This window comes from Streptomyces sp. NPDC015242 (assembly GCF_043079125.1).
Lineage (GTDB): Bacteria > Actinomycetota > Actinomycetes > Streptomycetales > Streptomycetaceae > Streptomyces.
This window is the reverse complement of sequence record NZ_JBIBUF010000007.1, coordinates 98,573-114,032: the sequence shown is the minus strand read 5'-3', so window position 1 is coordinate 114,032 and position 15,460 is coordinate 98,573. Positions and strand designations below refer to the sequence as shown.

Annotated in this window: 16 protein-coding genes; 6 read left to right on the top strand and 10 right to left on the bottom strand. The window is 72.6% G+C overall.

What is annotated here, in order from left to right; translation table 11 throughout:
* Positions 1 to 167 precede the first annotated feature (167 nt).
* The 3 genes from ACF07N_RS23350 to ACF07N_RS23340 are packed head-to-tail and all read right to left on the bottom strand — an operon-like array spanning position 168 to position 3,533.
* Positions 168 to 917, bottom strand: coding sequence for a succinate dehydrogenase/fumarate reductase iron-sulfur subunit (locus ACF07N_RS23350; RefSeq protein ID WP_392116071.1), 750 nt, complete (start codon positions 915 to 917; stop codon positions 168 to 170).
* Positions 914 to 2,863, bottom strand: coding sequence for a fumarate reductase/succinate dehydrogenase flavoprotein subunit (locus tag ACF07N_RS23345; RefSeq protein WP_392116068.1), 1,950 nt, complete (start codon positions 2,861 to 2,863; stop codon positions 914 to 916). The genes ACF07N_RS23350 and ACF07N_RS23345 overlap by 4 nt, the downstream gene beginning before the upstream one ends.
* Before the next feature lies 1 nt (position 2,864).
* Entirely contained in the window at positions 2,865 to 3,533 is a 669-nt protein-coding gene (locus ACF07N_RS23340; protein WP_383332416.1) for a succinate dehydrogenase, read from the bottom strand.
* Positions 3,534 to 3,652: 119 nt separating this feature from the next.
* Here ACF07N_RS23340 and ACF07N_RS23335 point away from each other — a divergent pair, with 119 nt between their 5' ends.
* Positions 3,653 to 4,537, top strand: coding sequence for a LysR family transcriptional regulator (locus ACF07N_RS23335; protein ID WP_392116065.1), 885 nt, complete (start codon positions 3,653 to 3,655; stop codon positions 4,535 to 4,537).
* Positions 4,538 to 4,582: 45 nt separating this feature from the next.
* Here ACF07N_RS23335 and ACF07N_RS23330 read toward each other — a convergent pair whose 3' ends face one another.
* Entirely contained in the window at positions 4,583 to 5,188 is a 606-nt protein-coding gene (locus tag ACF07N_RS23330) for a peroxiredoxin-like family protein (protein ID WP_392116062.1), read from the bottom strand.
* A 97-nt stretch (positions 5,189 to 5,285) separates the two neighbouring features.
* On the opposite strand from ACF07N_RS23330, the gene ACF07N_RS23325 reads away from it, so the two are divergent.
* A complete protein-coding gene (locus ACF07N_RS23325) occupies positions 5,286 to 5,900 on the top strand; it encodes a TetR/AcrR family transcriptional regulator (protein ID WP_383332422.1) in 615 nt (204 codons plus the stop codon).
* 27 nt (positions 5,901 to 5,927) lie between these two features.
* Here ACF07N_RS23325 and ACF07N_RS23320 read toward each other — a convergent pair whose 3' ends face one another.
* The 4 genes from ACF07N_RS23320 to ACF07N_RS23305 all read right to left on the bottom strand — a co-directional run bounded on the left by ACF07N_RS23320 (position 5,928) and on the right by ACF07N_RS23305 (position 10,597).
* Positions 5,928 to 8,069, bottom strand: coding sequence for a putative bifunctional diguanylate cyclase/phosphodiesterase (locus ACF07N_RS23320; protein ID WP_392116059.1), 2,142 nt, complete (start codon positions 8,067 to 8,069; stop codon positions 5,928 to 5,930).
* Complete coding sequence (locus ACF07N_RS23315) at positions 8,066 to 8,878, bottom strand: SAM-dependent methyltransferase (RefSeq protein ID WP_392116056.1); 813 nt, start codon at positions 8,876 to 8,878, stop codon at positions 8,066 to 8,068. The genes ACF07N_RS23320 and ACF07N_RS23315 overlap by 4 nt, the downstream gene beginning before the upstream one ends.
* Positions 8,879 to 9,177: 299 nt before the next feature.
* The gene (locus ACF07N_RS23310) at positions 9,178 to 10,155 is read right to left on the bottom strand and encodes an SCO0930 family lipoprotein (protein ID WP_392116053.1); all 978 of its coding nucleotides are present in this window, start codon (positions 10,153 to 10,155) and stop codon (positions 9,178 to 9,180) included.
* A gap of 292 nt (positions 10,156 to 10,447) precedes the next feature.
* Positions 10,448 to 10,597, bottom strand: a complete 150-nt coding sequence (locus ACF07N_RS23305) for a hypothetical protein (RefSeq protein ID WP_383332430.1) — start codon at positions 10,595 to 10,597, stop codon at positions 10,448 to 10,450.
* A gap of 259 nt (positions 10,598 to 10,856) precedes the next feature.
* On the opposite strand from ACF07N_RS23305, the gene ACF07N_RS23300 reads away from it, so the two are divergent.
* The 3 genes from ACF07N_RS23300 (at position 10,857) to ACF07N_RS23290 (ending at position 12,600) form a co-directional block, all read left to right on the top strand.
* Positions 10,857 to 11,054, top strand: coding sequence for a hypothetical protein (locus ACF07N_RS23300; protein ID WP_383332432.1), 198 nt, complete (start codon positions 10,857 to 10,859; stop codon positions 11,052 to 11,054).
* A gap of 22 nt (positions 11,055 to 11,076) precedes the next feature.
* A complete protein-coding gene (locus tag ACF07N_RS23295; RefSeq protein ID WP_383332434.1) occupies positions 11,077 to 11,841 on the top strand; it encodes a hypothetical protein in 765 nt (254 codons plus the stop codon).
* 234 nt (positions 11,842 to 12,075) lie between these two features.
* Positions 12,076 to 12,600, top strand: a complete 525-nt coding sequence (locus ACF07N_RS23290) for a hypothetical protein (protein WP_392116048.1) — start codon at positions 12,076 to 12,078, stop codon at positions 12,598 to 12,600.
* A gap of 110 nt (positions 12,601 to 12,710) precedes the next feature.
* Here the strand turns inward: ACF07N_RS23290 and ACF07N_RS23285 are convergent, their stop codons facing one another.
* On the bottom strand, positions 12,711 to 13,199 hold the full coding sequence (locus tag ACF07N_RS23285; protein ID WP_392116045.1) for a hypothetical protein: 489 nt from the start codon (positions 13,197 to 13,199) through the stop codon (positions 12,711 to 12,713).
* A gap of 360 nt (positions 13,200 to 13,559) precedes the next feature.
* Here ACF07N_RS23285 and ACF07N_RS23280 point away from each other — a divergent pair, with 360 nt between their 5' ends.
* On the top strand, positions 13,560 to 14,225 hold the full coding sequence (locus ACF07N_RS23280) for a class F sortase (protein ID WP_383332440.1): 666 nt from the start codon (positions 13,560 to 13,562) through the stop codon (positions 14,223 to 14,225).
* A gap of 40 nt (positions 14,226 to 14,265) precedes the next feature.
* Here the strand turns inward: ACF07N_RS23280 and ACF07N_RS23275 are convergent, their stop codons facing one another.
* Entirely contained in the window at positions 14,266 to 15,105 is an 840-nt protein-coding gene (locus tag ACF07N_RS23275) for a polysaccharide deacetylase family protein (protein WP_392116042.1), read from the bottom strand.
* Positions 15,106 to 15,460 lie beyond the last annotated feature (355 nt).

Genomic DNA, 15,460 nt, shown 5'->3' with positions numbered 1-15,460 from the left:
TCCTCCGCCCCAGTTCTTCCGGTGCCGGCCGACCTTCGCGTGTCGTGCGCAGGGAGCGCGGGTGTGGGGTTGTTGAACGGCTCGCGCCCACGGGCGCGGGTACGAGACGGGACCGGGAAGAGCACCACTCCCGGTCCCGCCCGTTCGCACCTGTCGGCGAACGTCTGCTACCGCTTGGCGGCCTTCCGGGTCGCCCGCAGCCACTCCTTGTTCATGCTGGTGATGGACATCAGCGGGATCCCCTTGGGGCAGGCGGTGGCGCACTCCCCGGCGAGGGTGCACCCGCCGAAGCCCTCCTCGTCCATCTGCGCCACCATGTCCAGTACCCGTGTCTCGCGCTCGGGGGCTCCCTGCGGCAGCACGTTCAGGTGGTTGATCTTGGCCGAGGTGAACAGCATCGCCGCCCCGTTCGGGCAGGCCGCCACGCACGCCCCGCACCCGATGCACTCGGCGTGCTCGAAGGCGAAGTCGGCGTCCGGCTTCGGCACCGGCGTCGCGTGCGCCTCGGGAGCCGCGCCGGTCGGGGCGGTGATGTAGCCGCCGGCCTGGATGATCCGGTCGAAGGCGGACCGGTCGACGACCAGGTCCTTGATGACCGGGAAGGCCGCCGCCCGCCACGGCTCGATGTCGATCGTGTCGCCGTCCTGGAAGGACCGCATGTGCAGCTGACAGGTGGTCGTCCGCTCGGGCCCGTGCGCGTCGCCGTTGATCACCAGCGAGCAGGCGCCGCAGATCCCCTCGCGGCAGTCGTGGTCGAAGGCGACCGGGTCCTCGCCCTTGAGGATGAGCTCCTCGTTGAGCGTGTCGAGCATCTCCAGGAACGACATGTCGGGTGAGATGCCGTCCACCTCGTACGTGGACATCGTGCCGTCGGCGTCGGCGTTCTTCTGGCGCCAGACGCGCAGGGTGAGCTTCATGCGTAGCTCCGCTGGGTGGGGTGGACGTACTCGAAGACCAGGTCTTCCTTGTGCAGCACGGGAGCCTCGCCGGTGCCGGTGAACTCCCAGGCGGCCGCGTAGGCGAACTCGTCGTCCTTGCGGGCGGCCTCGCCGTCCGGGGTCTGGGACTCCTCGCGGAAGTGGCCGCCGCAGGATTCGGAGCGGTGCAGCGCGTCCAGGCACATCAGCTCGGCCAGTTCCAGGTAGTCGACGATGCGGTTGGCCTTCTCCAGCGACTGGTTGAACTCCGCGCCGGTGCCGGGCACCTTGATGCGCCGCCAGAACTCCTCGCGGATCTGCGGGATGCGTTCCAGCGCCTTGCGCAGCCCCGAGTCGCTGCGGGCCATGCCGCAGAACTCCCACATGAGTTCGCCGACCTCGCGGTGGAAGGAGTCGGGGGTGCGGTCGCCGTCGACGGACAGCAGCAGGTGGAGCCGGTCCTGCGTCTCGGCCAGCACCTCCTGCACGACGGGGTGGTCGTCGGTGACCGCGTCGTGGTGGGGGTTGCGGGCCAGGTAGTCGTTGATGGTGGCGGGGAGCACGAAGTACCCGTCGGCCAGGCCCTGCATCAGCGCGGACGCGCCGAGCCGGTTGGCGCCGTGGTCGGAGAAGTTGGCCTCCCCGATGGCGAACAGGCCCGGGATCGTGGTCTGCAGGTCGTAGTCGACCCACAGGCCGCCCATCGTGTAGTGCACGGCGGGGTAGATCCGCATGGGCACCTCGTACGGATCCTCGTCGGTGATCCGCTGGTACATGTCGAAGAGGTTGCCGTACTTGGCTTCGACGGCCTTGCGGCCCATCCGCCGGATCGCGTCCGCGAAGTCGAGGTAGACGCCCTGCCCGCCGGGGCCGACGCCGCGGCCCTCGTCGCAGACGTTCTTCGCGGCGCGGGAGGCGATGTCGCGCGGCACGAGGTTGCCGAAGGACGGGTAGATGCGCTCCAGGTAGTAGTCGCGCTCGTCCTCGGGGATCTCGTTCGGCGGCCGGGTGTCGCCCTTGGCCCTGGGCACCCAGATCCGGCCGTCGTTGCGCAGCGACTCGCTCATCAGTGTCAGCTTCGACTGGTGGTCGCCGGTGCGCGGGATGCAGGTGGGGTGGATCTGCGTGAAGCAGGGGTTGGCGAAGTACGCGCCGCGCCGGTGGGCCCGCCAGATCGCGGTGGCGTTGGAGTTCATGGCGTTCGTCGACAGGTAGAAGACGTTGCCGTAGCCGCCGCTCGCCAGTACGACGGCGTCCGCGAAGTACGTGTCGATCCTCCCGGTGACGAGATCACGCGCCACGATCCCGCGGGCCCGCCCGTCGACGACGATCAAGTCGAGCATCTCGGTGCGCGGGTGCATCTCGACGTTGCCCGCCGCGATCTGCCGGCTGAGCGCCTGGTAGGCGCCGAGCAGCAGTTGCTGACCCGTCTGGCCGCGGGCGTAGAACGTCCGGGACACCTGGACGCCGCCGAAGGAGCGGGTGTCGAGCAGGCCGCCGTACTCCCGGGCGAAGGGCACGCCCTGGGCCACGCACTGGTCGATGATCTCCACGGAGATCTGCGCGAGCCGGTGCACGTTGGACTCCCGGGCCCGGAAGTCGCCGCCCTTGACGGTGTCGTAGAACAGCCGGTGGATCGAGTCGCCGTCGTTGCGGTAGTTCTTCGCGGCGTTGATGCCTCCTTGCGCCGCGATGGAGTGGGCGCGGCGCGGGGAGTCCTGGTAGCAGAACTGGACGACGTGGTAGCCCTGTTCGGCGAGGGTGGCACCGGCGGAGCCGCCGGCCAGCCCGGTGCCCACGACGATGACGGTGTGCTTGCGCCGGTTGGCCGGGTTGACCAGCTTCGCCTCGAACCGGCGCTTGTCCCACCGCTCGTGGATCGGCCCCGAGGGCGCCTTGGCGTCGACGACCGGCTCGCCGGTCGCGTAGTCCGCGTAAGAGGTCATGTCAGCTCACCACTCCGGTCATGACGGCCACGGGTACGGCGATGAAGCCGGCCGTGAGCAGCAGCGCGAGGACGTTCGCGACGGTCTTCAGGGCGCGGTCGCGGGTGCGGCTGCCGGCGCCGAGGGTCTGGGCGGCGCTCCAGAAGCCGTGCCGCACGTGCAGGCCGAGCGCGAGCATCGCGACGATGTAGACGACGTTGCCGTACCAGGTGGAGAAGGTGTCCACGACGTTCTGGTACGGGCGGCCCGACTCGAAGCCGGGGTGCACGGTGCCGGTCGTCAGGTCCAGGATGTGCCAGACGATGAACAGGCCGAGGATGATCCCGCCCCAGCGCATGGTGCGCGTGGCGTAGGAGGCCCGGGGCTTCTTGTGCACGTACTTGCGGGGCCGCGCCTTGATGTCGCGGCGGCTGAGCTGGTAGGCGGAGACCGCGTGCGCGACCACGGCGACGACGAGGACGACGCGGACCAGCCACAGCGTCCACTCGTAGTGCATGAACGGCTCGCCGACGGTGCGCAGCCAGTGCGCGTAGTGGTTGAACTCGCCCGCGCCGAAGAAGATCTTCAGGTTTCCGATCATGTGGACGACCAGGTACAGCAGCATGATCAGACCGCTGACCGCCATCACGGTCTTCTTCCCGACGGTGGAGTCCCACACGGTGCGTGCCATGGACGGCCGTCGGTCCGTCCGCGTTGCCAGAGCCATGGAACAGCACGCTACGGATCGCACGCCGATCGGTCCAAGACATGGTCCGGCTTGATTCCATAGGCGGGGACTATCGTGTGAGGATGCAGTTCCAGCAGCTCCAGTACTTCGTGGCCGTCGCCGAAACCCGGCACTTCACCCGCGCCGCCGATCTGGTCCATGTCGCGCAGCCGTCGTTGTCGCAGCAGATCAAGGCGCTGGAGCGGGAGTTCGGCGCGGATCTGTTCCTCCGGGCGCGCGGCAACATCACGCTCACGGACGCCGGGGAGGCCCTGCTCCCGCTGGCCCGCCGCATCCTGGCCGACGCGGACACGGCCCGGCACGAGGTGCAGGAGCTGGTGCAGCTGCGGCGGGGCCGGGTACGGCTCGGCGCCACGCCCAGCCTGTGCACGGGCCTGCTGCCGGACGTGCTGCGCGCGTTCCACGACCGCTACCCGGGCATCCGGCTGCTGATCGAGGAGGGCGGCTCGCACGACCTGGTGCGGGAGCTGGCGCGCGGGGCGCTCGACCTGGCGCTGGTCGTGCTGCCGCTGCCGACGCCGTCACCGGCGCTGACGACGGTGGAGCTGCTGCGGGAGGACCTGGTCGTGGTCTCCTCCCCCGACGCGCCGAGGCCGGGCCGGGGGCGGCGCGCGGTCCGGGTCGCCGACCTGGAGGGCGAACGCCTGGTGATGTTCCGCCACGGCTACGACCTGCGCGAACTGACGGTCGCCGCATGCCGCGCCGAGGGCTTCGAGCCGGACTTCGCGGTGGAGGGCGGGGAGATGGACGCGGTGCTGGGCTTCGTCCGGGCCGGGCTGGGCGTCGCCGTCGTACCGCGCATGGTGGCGGCACGGTCCGGGGGCGGACTGCGGGTGACGCCTCTGGCCCGCCCGGGCCTGCACCGGACGATCGCCCTGGCCCACCGCAGCGACGTGGCACCGCCCCGGGCGGCCCGGGAGTTGCAGCGGATGCTGCTGGAGCGGTGAGGCCGCAGGGGCCCGGCGTACGGAGGAGCCACCGTGGGGCCGCGGTCACCCCGCAGGAGAGCCGTCGGCGGCCGGCCGGTGCGCGGACGCGAGCTCCAGGAGCTCGTCGACCGGCCACTGGTCGTAGGCGTGCTCGCCGTACTTGACGGCGAGGATCCGGCCGTCGGGGCCGATCAGGAAGTCGGCGGGCAGTCCGAGCCGGCCCCCGGCCTGGTCGGCCGCCGGCAGCCGCTCGCGGCCCCTGACGACCTCCCACCCGCCGCGCAGCACCGCGGTGACGACGGGTCCCCAGACGCGCGGGCTGAGGAGCGCGCGGGGGGCCGACTCGACGCCGAACTCCGCGTACAGGCGCTTGCCCGGGTCGGCGACGACCGCGAAGGGCAGGTCGGCGGTGTGCCGGCGCAGTTCTTCGGCGGGCGAGTGGAAGACCACGACCTCACGCACTCCGGCGGCCTCGATCTCCGCGTGCCGGCGGACCACCGACCGCAGGTGCAGGTGGCACACCGGGCAACCGGCGAACCGCCGGAACTGCAGGTGCACCAGATGCCGTTCCTCGGGGACGGCCACGGATCCGCCGGAGACGGTGGCGATCCGGCGTGCAGCGACGGTGGAGCCGGGGCGTAACGGCCGTGCGGGCCTGCGCGACAGCATGGGCACTCCTTGTAGGTGTACGGCGTACTCCTACAGGAGTGTAGGCGTACGCCGTACGCGGAACAAGGTAGGCGTATGCCGTACGCTGAACATCGTCATGCCACGACCCCGCTCACTCAGCCATGCAGCGCTGGCCTCGGCCGCTCTCGTCGTGATCGACCGCGACGGGCTCGCCGGGCTGTCCATGCGCGCCGTCGCCAAGGAACTCGGGATGAGCACCATGTCGCTCTACCGCTATGTCGACGACCGGGAGGAGCTGGAACGACTCGTCGTCGACCTCGTGCTCGGCACCGTGGACACCGAGCCCCCCGGGCCCGCGACGCCTTGGCCCGAGCGCGTCGAGGTGCTGGCGCGGCGCCTGCGCGACGCCGTGGCCGCCCACCCGGAGATCGTGCCCCTGACCGTCATCCACCGGCACCGGTCGCCTGCCGGCCTGCGCTGGTCGGAGTCCGTGCTCGGCGTCCTGGAGGAAGCCGGGTTCGACGGCGGTCAACGGGTGGTCGCACTGCGGGGCCTGCTCGGCTATCTGATCGGCGCCATCCAGCTGGAGCACCTCGGGCCTCTGTCCGGCGAGGGCACGGTCGCCCTCGCCGAGCTGCCGCCCGATGCCTTCCCGCGTATGACCGAGACCGCCCGGCACGCCCGGCAGGTCAGCGCCGACCAGGAGTTCCTGGGCGGTCTCGCGCTGCTGCTGCGCGGGCTCGGCGCCTGATCCGGCTCCGCGCAGCGGCCCCGGGCGTCACCCCGTCGCGTCCACCAGCGCCAGTTCGTGCAGCCGCTCCGGCGGGCCCGGGCGGGCGTAGTACCAGCCCTGGGCCGTGTCGCAGCCGAGTATGCGCAGTTGCTCGGCCTGGGCGCCGGTCTCGACGCCCTCGACCGTCACGGCGAGGTCCAGGCTGTGCGCCAGCGAGACGATGCCCTCGACGATCTTCAGGTCGACGGGATCGGCCGGGAACTGCTGCATGCTCTGCGTGAAGGACCGGTCCAACTTGAGGATGCTGACCGGCAGCCGCCGCAGGTTGGCCAGGTTGGAGTAGCCCGTCCCGAAGTCGTCGAGGGCGATGTCGACGCCCATCTCCGCCAGCCGGCGCAGCGGCTTCAGCAGGTCGTCGTCGGCGCCGATCAGCGCCGACTCGGTGACCTCCAGGCACAGGGCGTCCGGCGCGACGCCGGTGCGCTCCAGGATGTCGACGGTGTCCTGGACCAGGCCCGGGTGGGTCAGCTGGCACGGCGACAGGTTCACGTTGATGCGCAGCGGGCCCGCGTCCGCGCCCCCGTGCAGTTCCCGCCACTCGCGGGCCTGGCGCACCGACTGCTCCAGCACCCAGCGCCCGAGCGGCACGATCAGCCCGGTGTGCTCGGCGAGCGGGATGAACCGGTCCGGGCCGAGGACGCCGTGCTGCGGGTGCAGCCAGCGCACCAGGGCCTCGGCGCCCCGGACGCTGCCGTCGCCGAGATGCACAAGCGGCTGGTACTCGATGAAGAACTCGCCCCGCTCCAGCGCCGTCGGCAGCGCGGTCGTCAGCCCGTGGCGGGTGATGGCGCGGGCGTCGGCCTCCGGGTCGGCCAGCTCGAAGCGGTTGCCGCCCGCCGACTTGGCCCGGTACATCGTGATGTCCGCGCTGCGCAGCACCTCCGCCGGGCTGCGCTCCCCGGCCGGTCCCTCGACGATGCCGATGCTGCCGCGCACGGTCAGCTCCCGGCCGTCGACGCTGATCGGCGCGAGCAGGGCGTTCATGATGCGGGCGGCGAGCTCGTCGACCGTGCGCTGGGTGTCGGGGCCGGTGGTCAGCGCCACGAACTCGTCGCCGCCGAGCCGCGCCACCATCTCGCCGGGCGCGGTGGCGCAGGACTGCAGCCGGTCGGCGACCTCCACGAGCAGCCGGTCGCCGGCCGCGTGGCCGAGGCTGTCGTTGACGGTCTTGAAGCCGTCGAGGTCGAGGTAGCACAGCCCGAACCGCTGTCCCTCCCCGGCGCCCAGTGCCTTCTCCAGGCGCTCGAAGAAGAAGGTGCGGTTGGGCAGGCCCGTGAGGGCGTCGTGCGTGGCCTCGTAGCGCAGCCGCAGGTTGAGCAGCCGCCGTTCGGTGGTGTCCTCCATGAGGGCGAGCTGGTACTGCGGGTTGCCGTCGGCGTCGCGCAGCAGGGAGACCGTCAGGTTGGTCCACAGGACCGTCCCGTCGGGGCGGTAGAACGCCTTCTCCAGGTGGTAGTGCTCCCGCTCGCCGCGCACCAGCTCGTCGTAGAGCCGCCAGGTCTGCGGGGCGTCGTCGGGGTGGGTCCACTCCCGGACGTTGCGGCTGCGCAGCGTCTGGTCGGAGATGCCGAACATGCGCAGCAGGGCGCCGTTGACCTGGAGGATGTTGCCCTCCAGGTCGGCCATCCCGATGCCTATGGCCGCGCCCTCGAAGACCGCGCGGAAGCGGGCCTCGCTCGCGTGCAGCGCCTGGGCCACCACGCCCTGCGCCTGCAACGCGGCCTGCGCGATGGCCTCCTGCTCGGCCAGGGTCCGCTCGCGCAGCGCCCGGGCGAAGCCGGCGGCCATCGCGTGCTGCAGGCGCGCGCACCGCGCCCGCAGGTCCTCCGGGTCGCCGTCGCCGCCGCAGTACAGCACCAGGTAGGCGTCCACGCAGTCCAGTGTGCGGCTGAGCGCCTCGGGGTCGGTGCAGTGCACGTCCACGAGGGCCGCGCCCACCGCCTTGCCCGCTTCCGCGTCGAACGCCCGGGCCAGCAGCGCCTCGCTCAGCCGCCGGGCCAGCGGCAGCAACTGCTCCTCGAACTCGGGCCGGGTCGACGACGTCGAGGTCACCGGGAAGACCGCCCGGCTCCAGATCGTCGCGAACCGGCGGAGTCTGTCCTCCGGCCCGTCCGGTTCCGCGATCACGCCGTACGCCCCACGCCCGCGAAGCCGGAGAACGCGTACGGATCCTCGTCCTCCGGTGCGGTGTCGGGCCGCCAGCACGGCATCGCCACCAGTCCGGGTTCCACCATGTCGTACCCCTCGAAGAACCGCGCGATCTCCTCGCGCGAGCGCATGATCAGCGGGTTGCGGATGCCCTCGTACACGTCCACCGCTCCCCCGGCCCGCTCCGGCGGCAGCGGGATCCCCTCGTAGGAGGCGTGGGTGAGCACGAGCAGGCTGCCGGGTGCGAGCGCCGCGCTCAGCTCCGCCACCGCCCCGTACGGGTCGTCCTCGTCTTCCACGAAGTGCAGTATGGCAACGAGGAGCAGGGCCACTGGCTGATTCAGGTCGATCAGCCGCTCCACCTCGGGGCTGCCCAGGATGTCCCCGGGCTTGCGGAGGTCCGCGGCCACCACGGCCGTGTCCTCGTTGCCCGCCAGGACCGCCTCGCTGTGCGCCACCGCCACCGGGTCGTGGTCCACGTACACCACGCGCGCTCCGGGCCGGGCGGCCTGTGCCACCTCGTGGACGTTGCCGAAGGTGGGGATGCCGGAGCCGATGTCGAGGAACTGTCCGATGCCCTCACCGGCCGCGTAGCGCACGGCGCGGCGCATGAACGCCCGGTTCGCCTGCATGATCTTGGGGAGGCCCGGCATGAACTCCATGGCCCGGCGGGCCGCTTCCCGGTCGACCTCGAAGTTGTGCGATCCGCCCAGGTAGTAGTCGTACATCCGGGAGACGCTGGGCACCGAGATGTCGATGCTCCGTGGGGCCCAGGCGGGACGCTCCATCTATCTCTCCAAGGCGTAGGCGATCCGGTGTTCGAGCAGAGGCTACTGATCGCCCGCCAAGGGAGCGACCCGAAACGGAAATTGACCATCCGTTCCCGGTCACTGCCTGCGGCACGTGCCGAATTGATACCCCTGCGCCTGCCCTTCGAACACATGACGATCAGTGCCCGGGGCGTTCCGGAGAGTGCCGGTCCGGCGCGGGAAGGGCACGGCGAAACGGTCCGCCCCTCCGTGGAGCACGGAGGGGCGGACCGGGCCGGCTCGCCGGGTCGGAGATGAACCCTGGGGAGGTCGCTCTGTTATTCCGACGCGCCGACCAGCTTGCCGTCGGGCCGCACGGCGTACCACGTGCCGCCGACGCCCTGGCCGTTGGTGTCGCCCGGCGCCTTGTCGCCGGCGAAGGTGTAGATGGGCGAGCAGTTGATCGTCTGCTGCTTGCCCTTCCCGTCGGTCCGGTCGAAGATCATGTAGCCCTTCTTCTGGATGCCCTTGGTGTCGGCGAAGTCGACGGGCTCCACGATCGGCCACTTCTCCAGGCAGGCGCCGACGCAGTTGGAGACGGGCTTCGGCCAGGCCTCGTCCTTCTTGAACCGGTAGACCGTCATGCCGTTCCTGTCGACGACGATCTCGCCCAGCTCGGGGTCCTTGCGGGTGGACAGCCCGAGTTCCCCGGCGTCCGCGGCACCGCCGGCGTCGCCCGCGCCCTCCCGGACCTTCTTGCCGTCGGGGGCGAGCGCGTACCACTTGCCGCCCACGCCCTGGCCCTTGACGTCGCCGGCGTTGACGTCCTTGGCGTAGCGGTAGGCGGGCCAGCCGCCCACGGTGAGCTGCTTGGTGCCGTCGGCCCGGGTGACCGAGCCGAGCAGCGCCTTGTCGATGCCCTCCCCGGCCTCGGCGTCGTCGGCGGGGACGGGCGGCCAGGTCTTCGCGCAGTCGCCGTCGCAGTTCGACTTCGGCGGCTGGTCGGTGTCCTGGTCGAACCGGTACAGGGTGAGGCCGAGACTGTCGGTGACCACCTTGCCGATCTCGGCGGTGGAGACGGACAGCTTGCCCGCGGGGTTCGACGGGCTGAGGGCGCTCGGCGCGGCCGGCTGGCCGGGCGTGCCGGCGGCGCTGTTCCCGGTGCCCGAGCCGATGCTTCCGTAGTCCCCGGGCGCGGCCGTGGCGCCCACGTTCTGGCTGGCCGCCGGTGGGCTGTCCTGACCGCACGCCGTCGTCAGCGCCAGGACCGCCGCGGCGCTCGCCACGAGTGAGGCGCTCCGCCAGGAGGTCTTCATCGTCAACTCCCCATAATCGCAAGGGTGTTGCAGCGCCCTGCTGCGCCGCCGCACGGCCATCAGTACGCACGGGGACGGCCGGTGCGTTCAACGGCCGGCGAAATTTCTTTCCGGAGCCCGAGCGGCCGCCGCCCGCCACCCGCACACAGGTGCGCTTCGCACACCCCGCGAGCGACCCCGCATCGAACCGGCCGCACCGGAGCATCCCTCTTTCGGGGCAATCCCCTTGCGCCCCGGCACGTCCCGGCGGCACAGGGCTCATGATCTTCGTCGTGCATGGACCCGTATCGACTCAATCCGCCCTTGCCGCACGGGCCTTGGCGGTGGCGACGCTCACCTGGGCACTCGTCGGAGCACCGGCCGACGTGGCGGTGGCCACCGCCTGCGCGTACGCCTCGACGGGGCCGGACGGCACGGAGGCGGTGGCGGTCGCCGGCAGCATGACCTGGCCGACCGATCCGCCGTGCCCGCCACCCCCGCCCCCTCCTCCGTGTCCCACCCCCACACCGACCCCCGAGCCCCCGCCCCCGAAACCGACCCCCACCCCTACGCCACCGCCGAGCCCGGACCCGGAACCACCGCCCGCGCCCCCGCCGCCGAGACCGGCACCGGTGCCCCCGGCGCGGCCGGAGCCGCCGCCCCCTCCGGCGCCGCCCGCGCCCAGGCCGCCGGAACCGCCGCCCCGGCCGGACCCCAGGCCCGTGCCTCCGCCGCCCCCGGCGCCGAAGCCGTCGGCGACTCCCGCGCCGGGCCCGTCGGCGAAGCCCGTGCACTACCCGCGCTACCGCGCCACGCCGCCGCGGCCCCGGCGGACCGGCGGCACGCTCTCGCCGCTCACCTTCGTCCTGCTCGTCACGGTGCCCGCGGTGGTCGCCGTGGCCGCGCTCCGTGCGCGCTGATCCCTTCACCTGGAGGCACCTCTTGCCGGAATGGCTTGTTCTCATCCTCGCGATGCTGGCCGCCTGCGCCGTGGTGGTCGTCATCACCCTCGTCCGGCACCGCAGGGCGCCCGAGGACGAGGACCCCAGCGAGACCCCCGACGTCATCGAGTACATGACGATGTGGATCGGCGTGGTGTACGCCATCGTCCTGGGCCTGGCGATCGCCGGTGTCTGGGAGGGGCGCAGCGCCGCCCAGGACCACGTCCAGGCCGAGGCCACCGCCCTGCACGAGATCTCGGAGCGGGTCCGGGTCTACCCCGCCGAGGAGCGCGACCGGATCCGCGACGACATCAGGATCTACGTGAGCCATGTCGTCACCACCGAGTGGGACAGCATGGCCGACAAGGGCGAGGTCACCGAGCGCGGGGCCCGGCTGTTCGAGCGGATCCGCGCCGACGTCACCGACTACGAGCCGAAGTCGGACTTCGAGGCGCAGGCCTATCAGCCACTGCTCGACCAGGTGACGGCGGCGAGCCAGGCCCGGATCGGCCGGGCGGAGTCGACCGGGGAGACCATGCCGGGCGTGGTGTGGTTCGGGCTGATCGCCGGGGCCGTCGTCACGATCGGGATGATCTTCGCCCTGCAGATCCGCAGGACGACGCGCGAACTGATCCTCGCCGGGCTGTTCTCGGCGCTGATCGCCTTCCTGCTGTTCCTCATCTGGGACTTCGACGCGCCCTACAGCAGGGGCGTGACCGCGTCGGCGGACCCGTTCCTGAACCTCTTCCCGGGCACCGGGGACTGACGGGAGCGGCCACGCCCGCACCACGCATCCCGGCCGGGGGACGCGCGACACTCCGTCGCCGTCCCCCGGTCGCGTGACCGGCGTTCCGCCGGGCGGCGTCCGCGCGCGTCCCCCGTTCGCACTACTGCGATCGCGCCACGGGGCCCGCCTTTCTAGCGTTTCGGGCATCGAGGTGCATGTGTGACACGAGCGGAACAGGTCCGCGGCTGCTCCTCGGGACCCGGAGGTTTCACCATGCGCGCGATGCCCGTCGCTTCGGCCGTCCTGCTGGCCGGCGCCCTCACCTCCTGCGTGCCCGCCGCCGGTGCGGCGATCCGGACCGACTTCGGCTTCGGCGTGGAGCCGGCCACGGTCGCGCCGGGCGGAAAGGTCACGCTGCGGGTGGAACGCAACGAGGCGTGCCGAGGGGAGGCGGCGGTCAACTCTCCCGTCTTCGACGTCGTCACCATCCCGCCGGAGAGGTCACGGGCGACGGCCGTGGTCGACCGGGGCGCCGAACCCGGCGCCGTCTACGACGTGCACTTCGAGTGCGACGAGTCGAGCGGCACGGCCCGGCTGACGATCGCCGGCGGCCGCCCGACCCACCACCCCACGCCTCACCCGACGCGCCACCCCCACAAGGGAGTGCACGCGGGCGAGGGCGGCACGCTCGCCGGACTCGACCTCCGGGAGATCGGCCTGGGCGCCGCGCTCATCGCCGGCTCGCTCGGTGCCGCCCACCACTTCTCGCGCCGCCGCCCCGGCGGGGACGCCGGCTGATCCCCGTCACGCGCCGCGCCCTCGCCCCGGGTCTCCTCCGGCGAGGAGGTCCCGGGGCGAGGACCGTTCACGTGCGGGACGACGGCCCGTCAGGGCGGGGGCGTGGAACCTCAGGCGTGCCGCTCGGCGCGCCGGCGCATCCAGAACACGCCACCGCCGACGACCGCCGCGGCCACGAGTCCGCCGCCGATGGCCATGTCGGTCGGGGTCGCGCCCGTGGTGCTGCTGCCGCCGATGCCGCCGCGGACACCGCCGATGACGGTGAAGGCCTGCGGCTTGGTCATGCTCTTGCCGCTGCAGGTGACCGTGATGTCGTACGACCCGGGGCGGGCGTTGCGGTTGATGGTGGCGGTGCCCTTCGCCTTCTCGTTGTGGCCGCCGTGGACGGGCGAGAGCTGGGTCGGCGAGAAGGCGTTGGACGTCGCCGTACCGCCGTGGGGGCAACCGTCGACCGTGATGGTCAGCTGGCCGCCGCGGGCGATGACGCTGGGCAGGGCGGTGATGTTGGTGGGTGTGTCCCACGCGACGGCGGCGGGGGCCGAGAAGCCGAGGGCGGCGACCGCGGCGCCGGTGACCGCCAGGGCACGAGAGTGACGCATGTGAACCTCCGCGGAAGGCGCCCCGGGACCCGTTCCCCGGTCGATCGGCGAGAAAGCGCCTCCCACGAAGACAGTCAGTTGCCGTGCCCGGAGCCGCATGTCGGGAATGGTCCGTCCTGGTGAGAGCGGACCCCGGGGCACCTCCGCGCGGGAGTACATCGTCGCAGGTCACGGGCCGTCAGAAATTTCCCCGCGGCGGCAACTCGGATGGCGCACCTGACGCCCCGGCCGGCCTCGGTCCGCCCCCGGCGCCGCGGGCCACCCGTTCGCTCCCGCCCCGTCGCCGGTTTCGCGCACGGCACTTAGCGTGCCGTTATGCGCGATTGACCCGGCGACGGCCGCGTCGAGAGGGGATGGCGAATGTCTGCGTCCGAGCTGGCCCTGGCGGAAGAGGAGGCGCGGCCGAGGAAGCGCGCCCCGTGGGGCGTGATAGCGCTGGTTCTGCTGACCGGCCTCGCGCTCATCCGGAACGGTTCGGGGGAGTTCGACGAGGGCCCGCCGCAGCCGGCGAGGGCGGCCGCGGCGGAGAACCAGGTGCCCGGCCCGGCCTTCACCGGCGTACGCCCGCTGCCCTACGCCCTGCCGGACCGGGTCAGGATCCCGGCGATCCAGGTCGACGCGCCCATGATCCCCGTGGGCCTCGACCCGGACGGCTGGGTGGGCGCGCCGCCGCCGGAGGACCCCAACCTGGCCGGCTGGTTCACCGGAGCCGTCACCCCGGGCGAGAAGGGCACCGCGGTCGTCGTGGGCCACGTGGACAACCAGCAGGGCCCCGCCGTGTTCTACGGGCTCGGGGCCCTGAAGAAGGGCAACCGCGTCGAGGTCGCCCGCCAGGACGGCAGGACGGCCGTGTTCGAGATCTACGGGGTCGAGGTGTTCGAGAAGGACGACTTCCCGGGCGACCGCGTCTACGCGTCGAAGGGCGCGGCGGAGCTGCGGGTCATCACCTGCGGCGGCGGCTTCTCCGAACAGGAGGGGTACGCGGGCAACGTCGTGGCGTTCGCCCGCCTGGCCGAGGTGCGCTGAGCGCACCCCGCCGGGCGGGCGGAGGCCCCGCGGGACGGCCCTAGGAGCGGGGCCGGCGGGGCACGGTGACGTGGTAGCCGGAGTCCAGCAGTTCGGGCAGGCAGCGCCGCAGGGCGCGCACGGTCTGCGAACGGTCGCCCCCGGCGTCGTGGCAGAGCACCACCACGCCGGGGGCGGCTCCGCGCTCGACCCGGCGCACGATGGACCGCACGCCCGGGGTGGTCCAGTCGAGCGTGTCGAGCGTCCAGCCGAGCGGTTCCATGCCGAGTGCGGCACCGATCTGGAGGGCGGCGCGGTTCCAGGCGCCGTAGGGGGCGCGGAACCACGCGGGGCGCTCGCCGCAGGCGTCCTCCACGGCGTCGCTGGTGCGTGCCATCTGGGAGCGGATCTGGCGGCGGGTCAGGCGGGTGAGCAGCGGGTGGGACCAGGTGTGGTTGCCCACGACGTGACCCTCGTCGGCCATCCGCACCAGCAGGTCCCGGCCGTCGGCGACCATCTCGCCGCACACGAAGAACATCGCGCGGACGCCGTACTCGGCGAGGACGTCCAGGACGGCCGGGGTGTAGCGCGGGTCGGGGCCGTCGTCGAAGGTCAGCACCAGATTCCGGCCCCGGCCGGGCACCCGCAGCAGCGGTTCGCGGCGGACCAGGACGCGGCGGGGCGCGGCGCGCGGCGGGGCGAAGCCGGTGAGGGGCTGCAACCGGTACGCGGAGGCCTCGGACGGGCGGCGAGCGGCCTGGGCGCCCGCCGCCGGGGCGGCGGGCCGGGCGGGTCCCTCTCCGGTGACCGCCGCGAGCACACCGGCCGTGGCGGCCGCTCCCACGGCGCCGGCGCCCGCGATCAACGCCGCGCGTCGGGTGGGCAACTGATCCTTCTTCATGACTCATCAGTCGCCCGGCCGAAGGCCGACGCACCTGAGCAACACCGGGGCGGCGGCACGGTTTCACCCGGACGGCCCAGGCGGACGGGTCACGGGCGGCGCGCCAGGGGGAAGGGCAGCTTTCCTGTGTCCGTCCCGCCCGGACGGGCAGGCCAGCGAGGGGGGCCGGCGGGCTCGGTCCCGTCCCCTCCGGCGAGGCCGAGCGCCGCCAGTGACGGCGACCCCTCCGAACCGACGGGTCGCCGTCCGCCGTTCGGGTGCCCGTTTCCCCGCGACTTTCGCATCCAGGGTTACGGAGACGCACGGGAACGCCGGCTCCTGCCTGCCCCGGAACCTCCCTGCGGGCGGCCGGAGC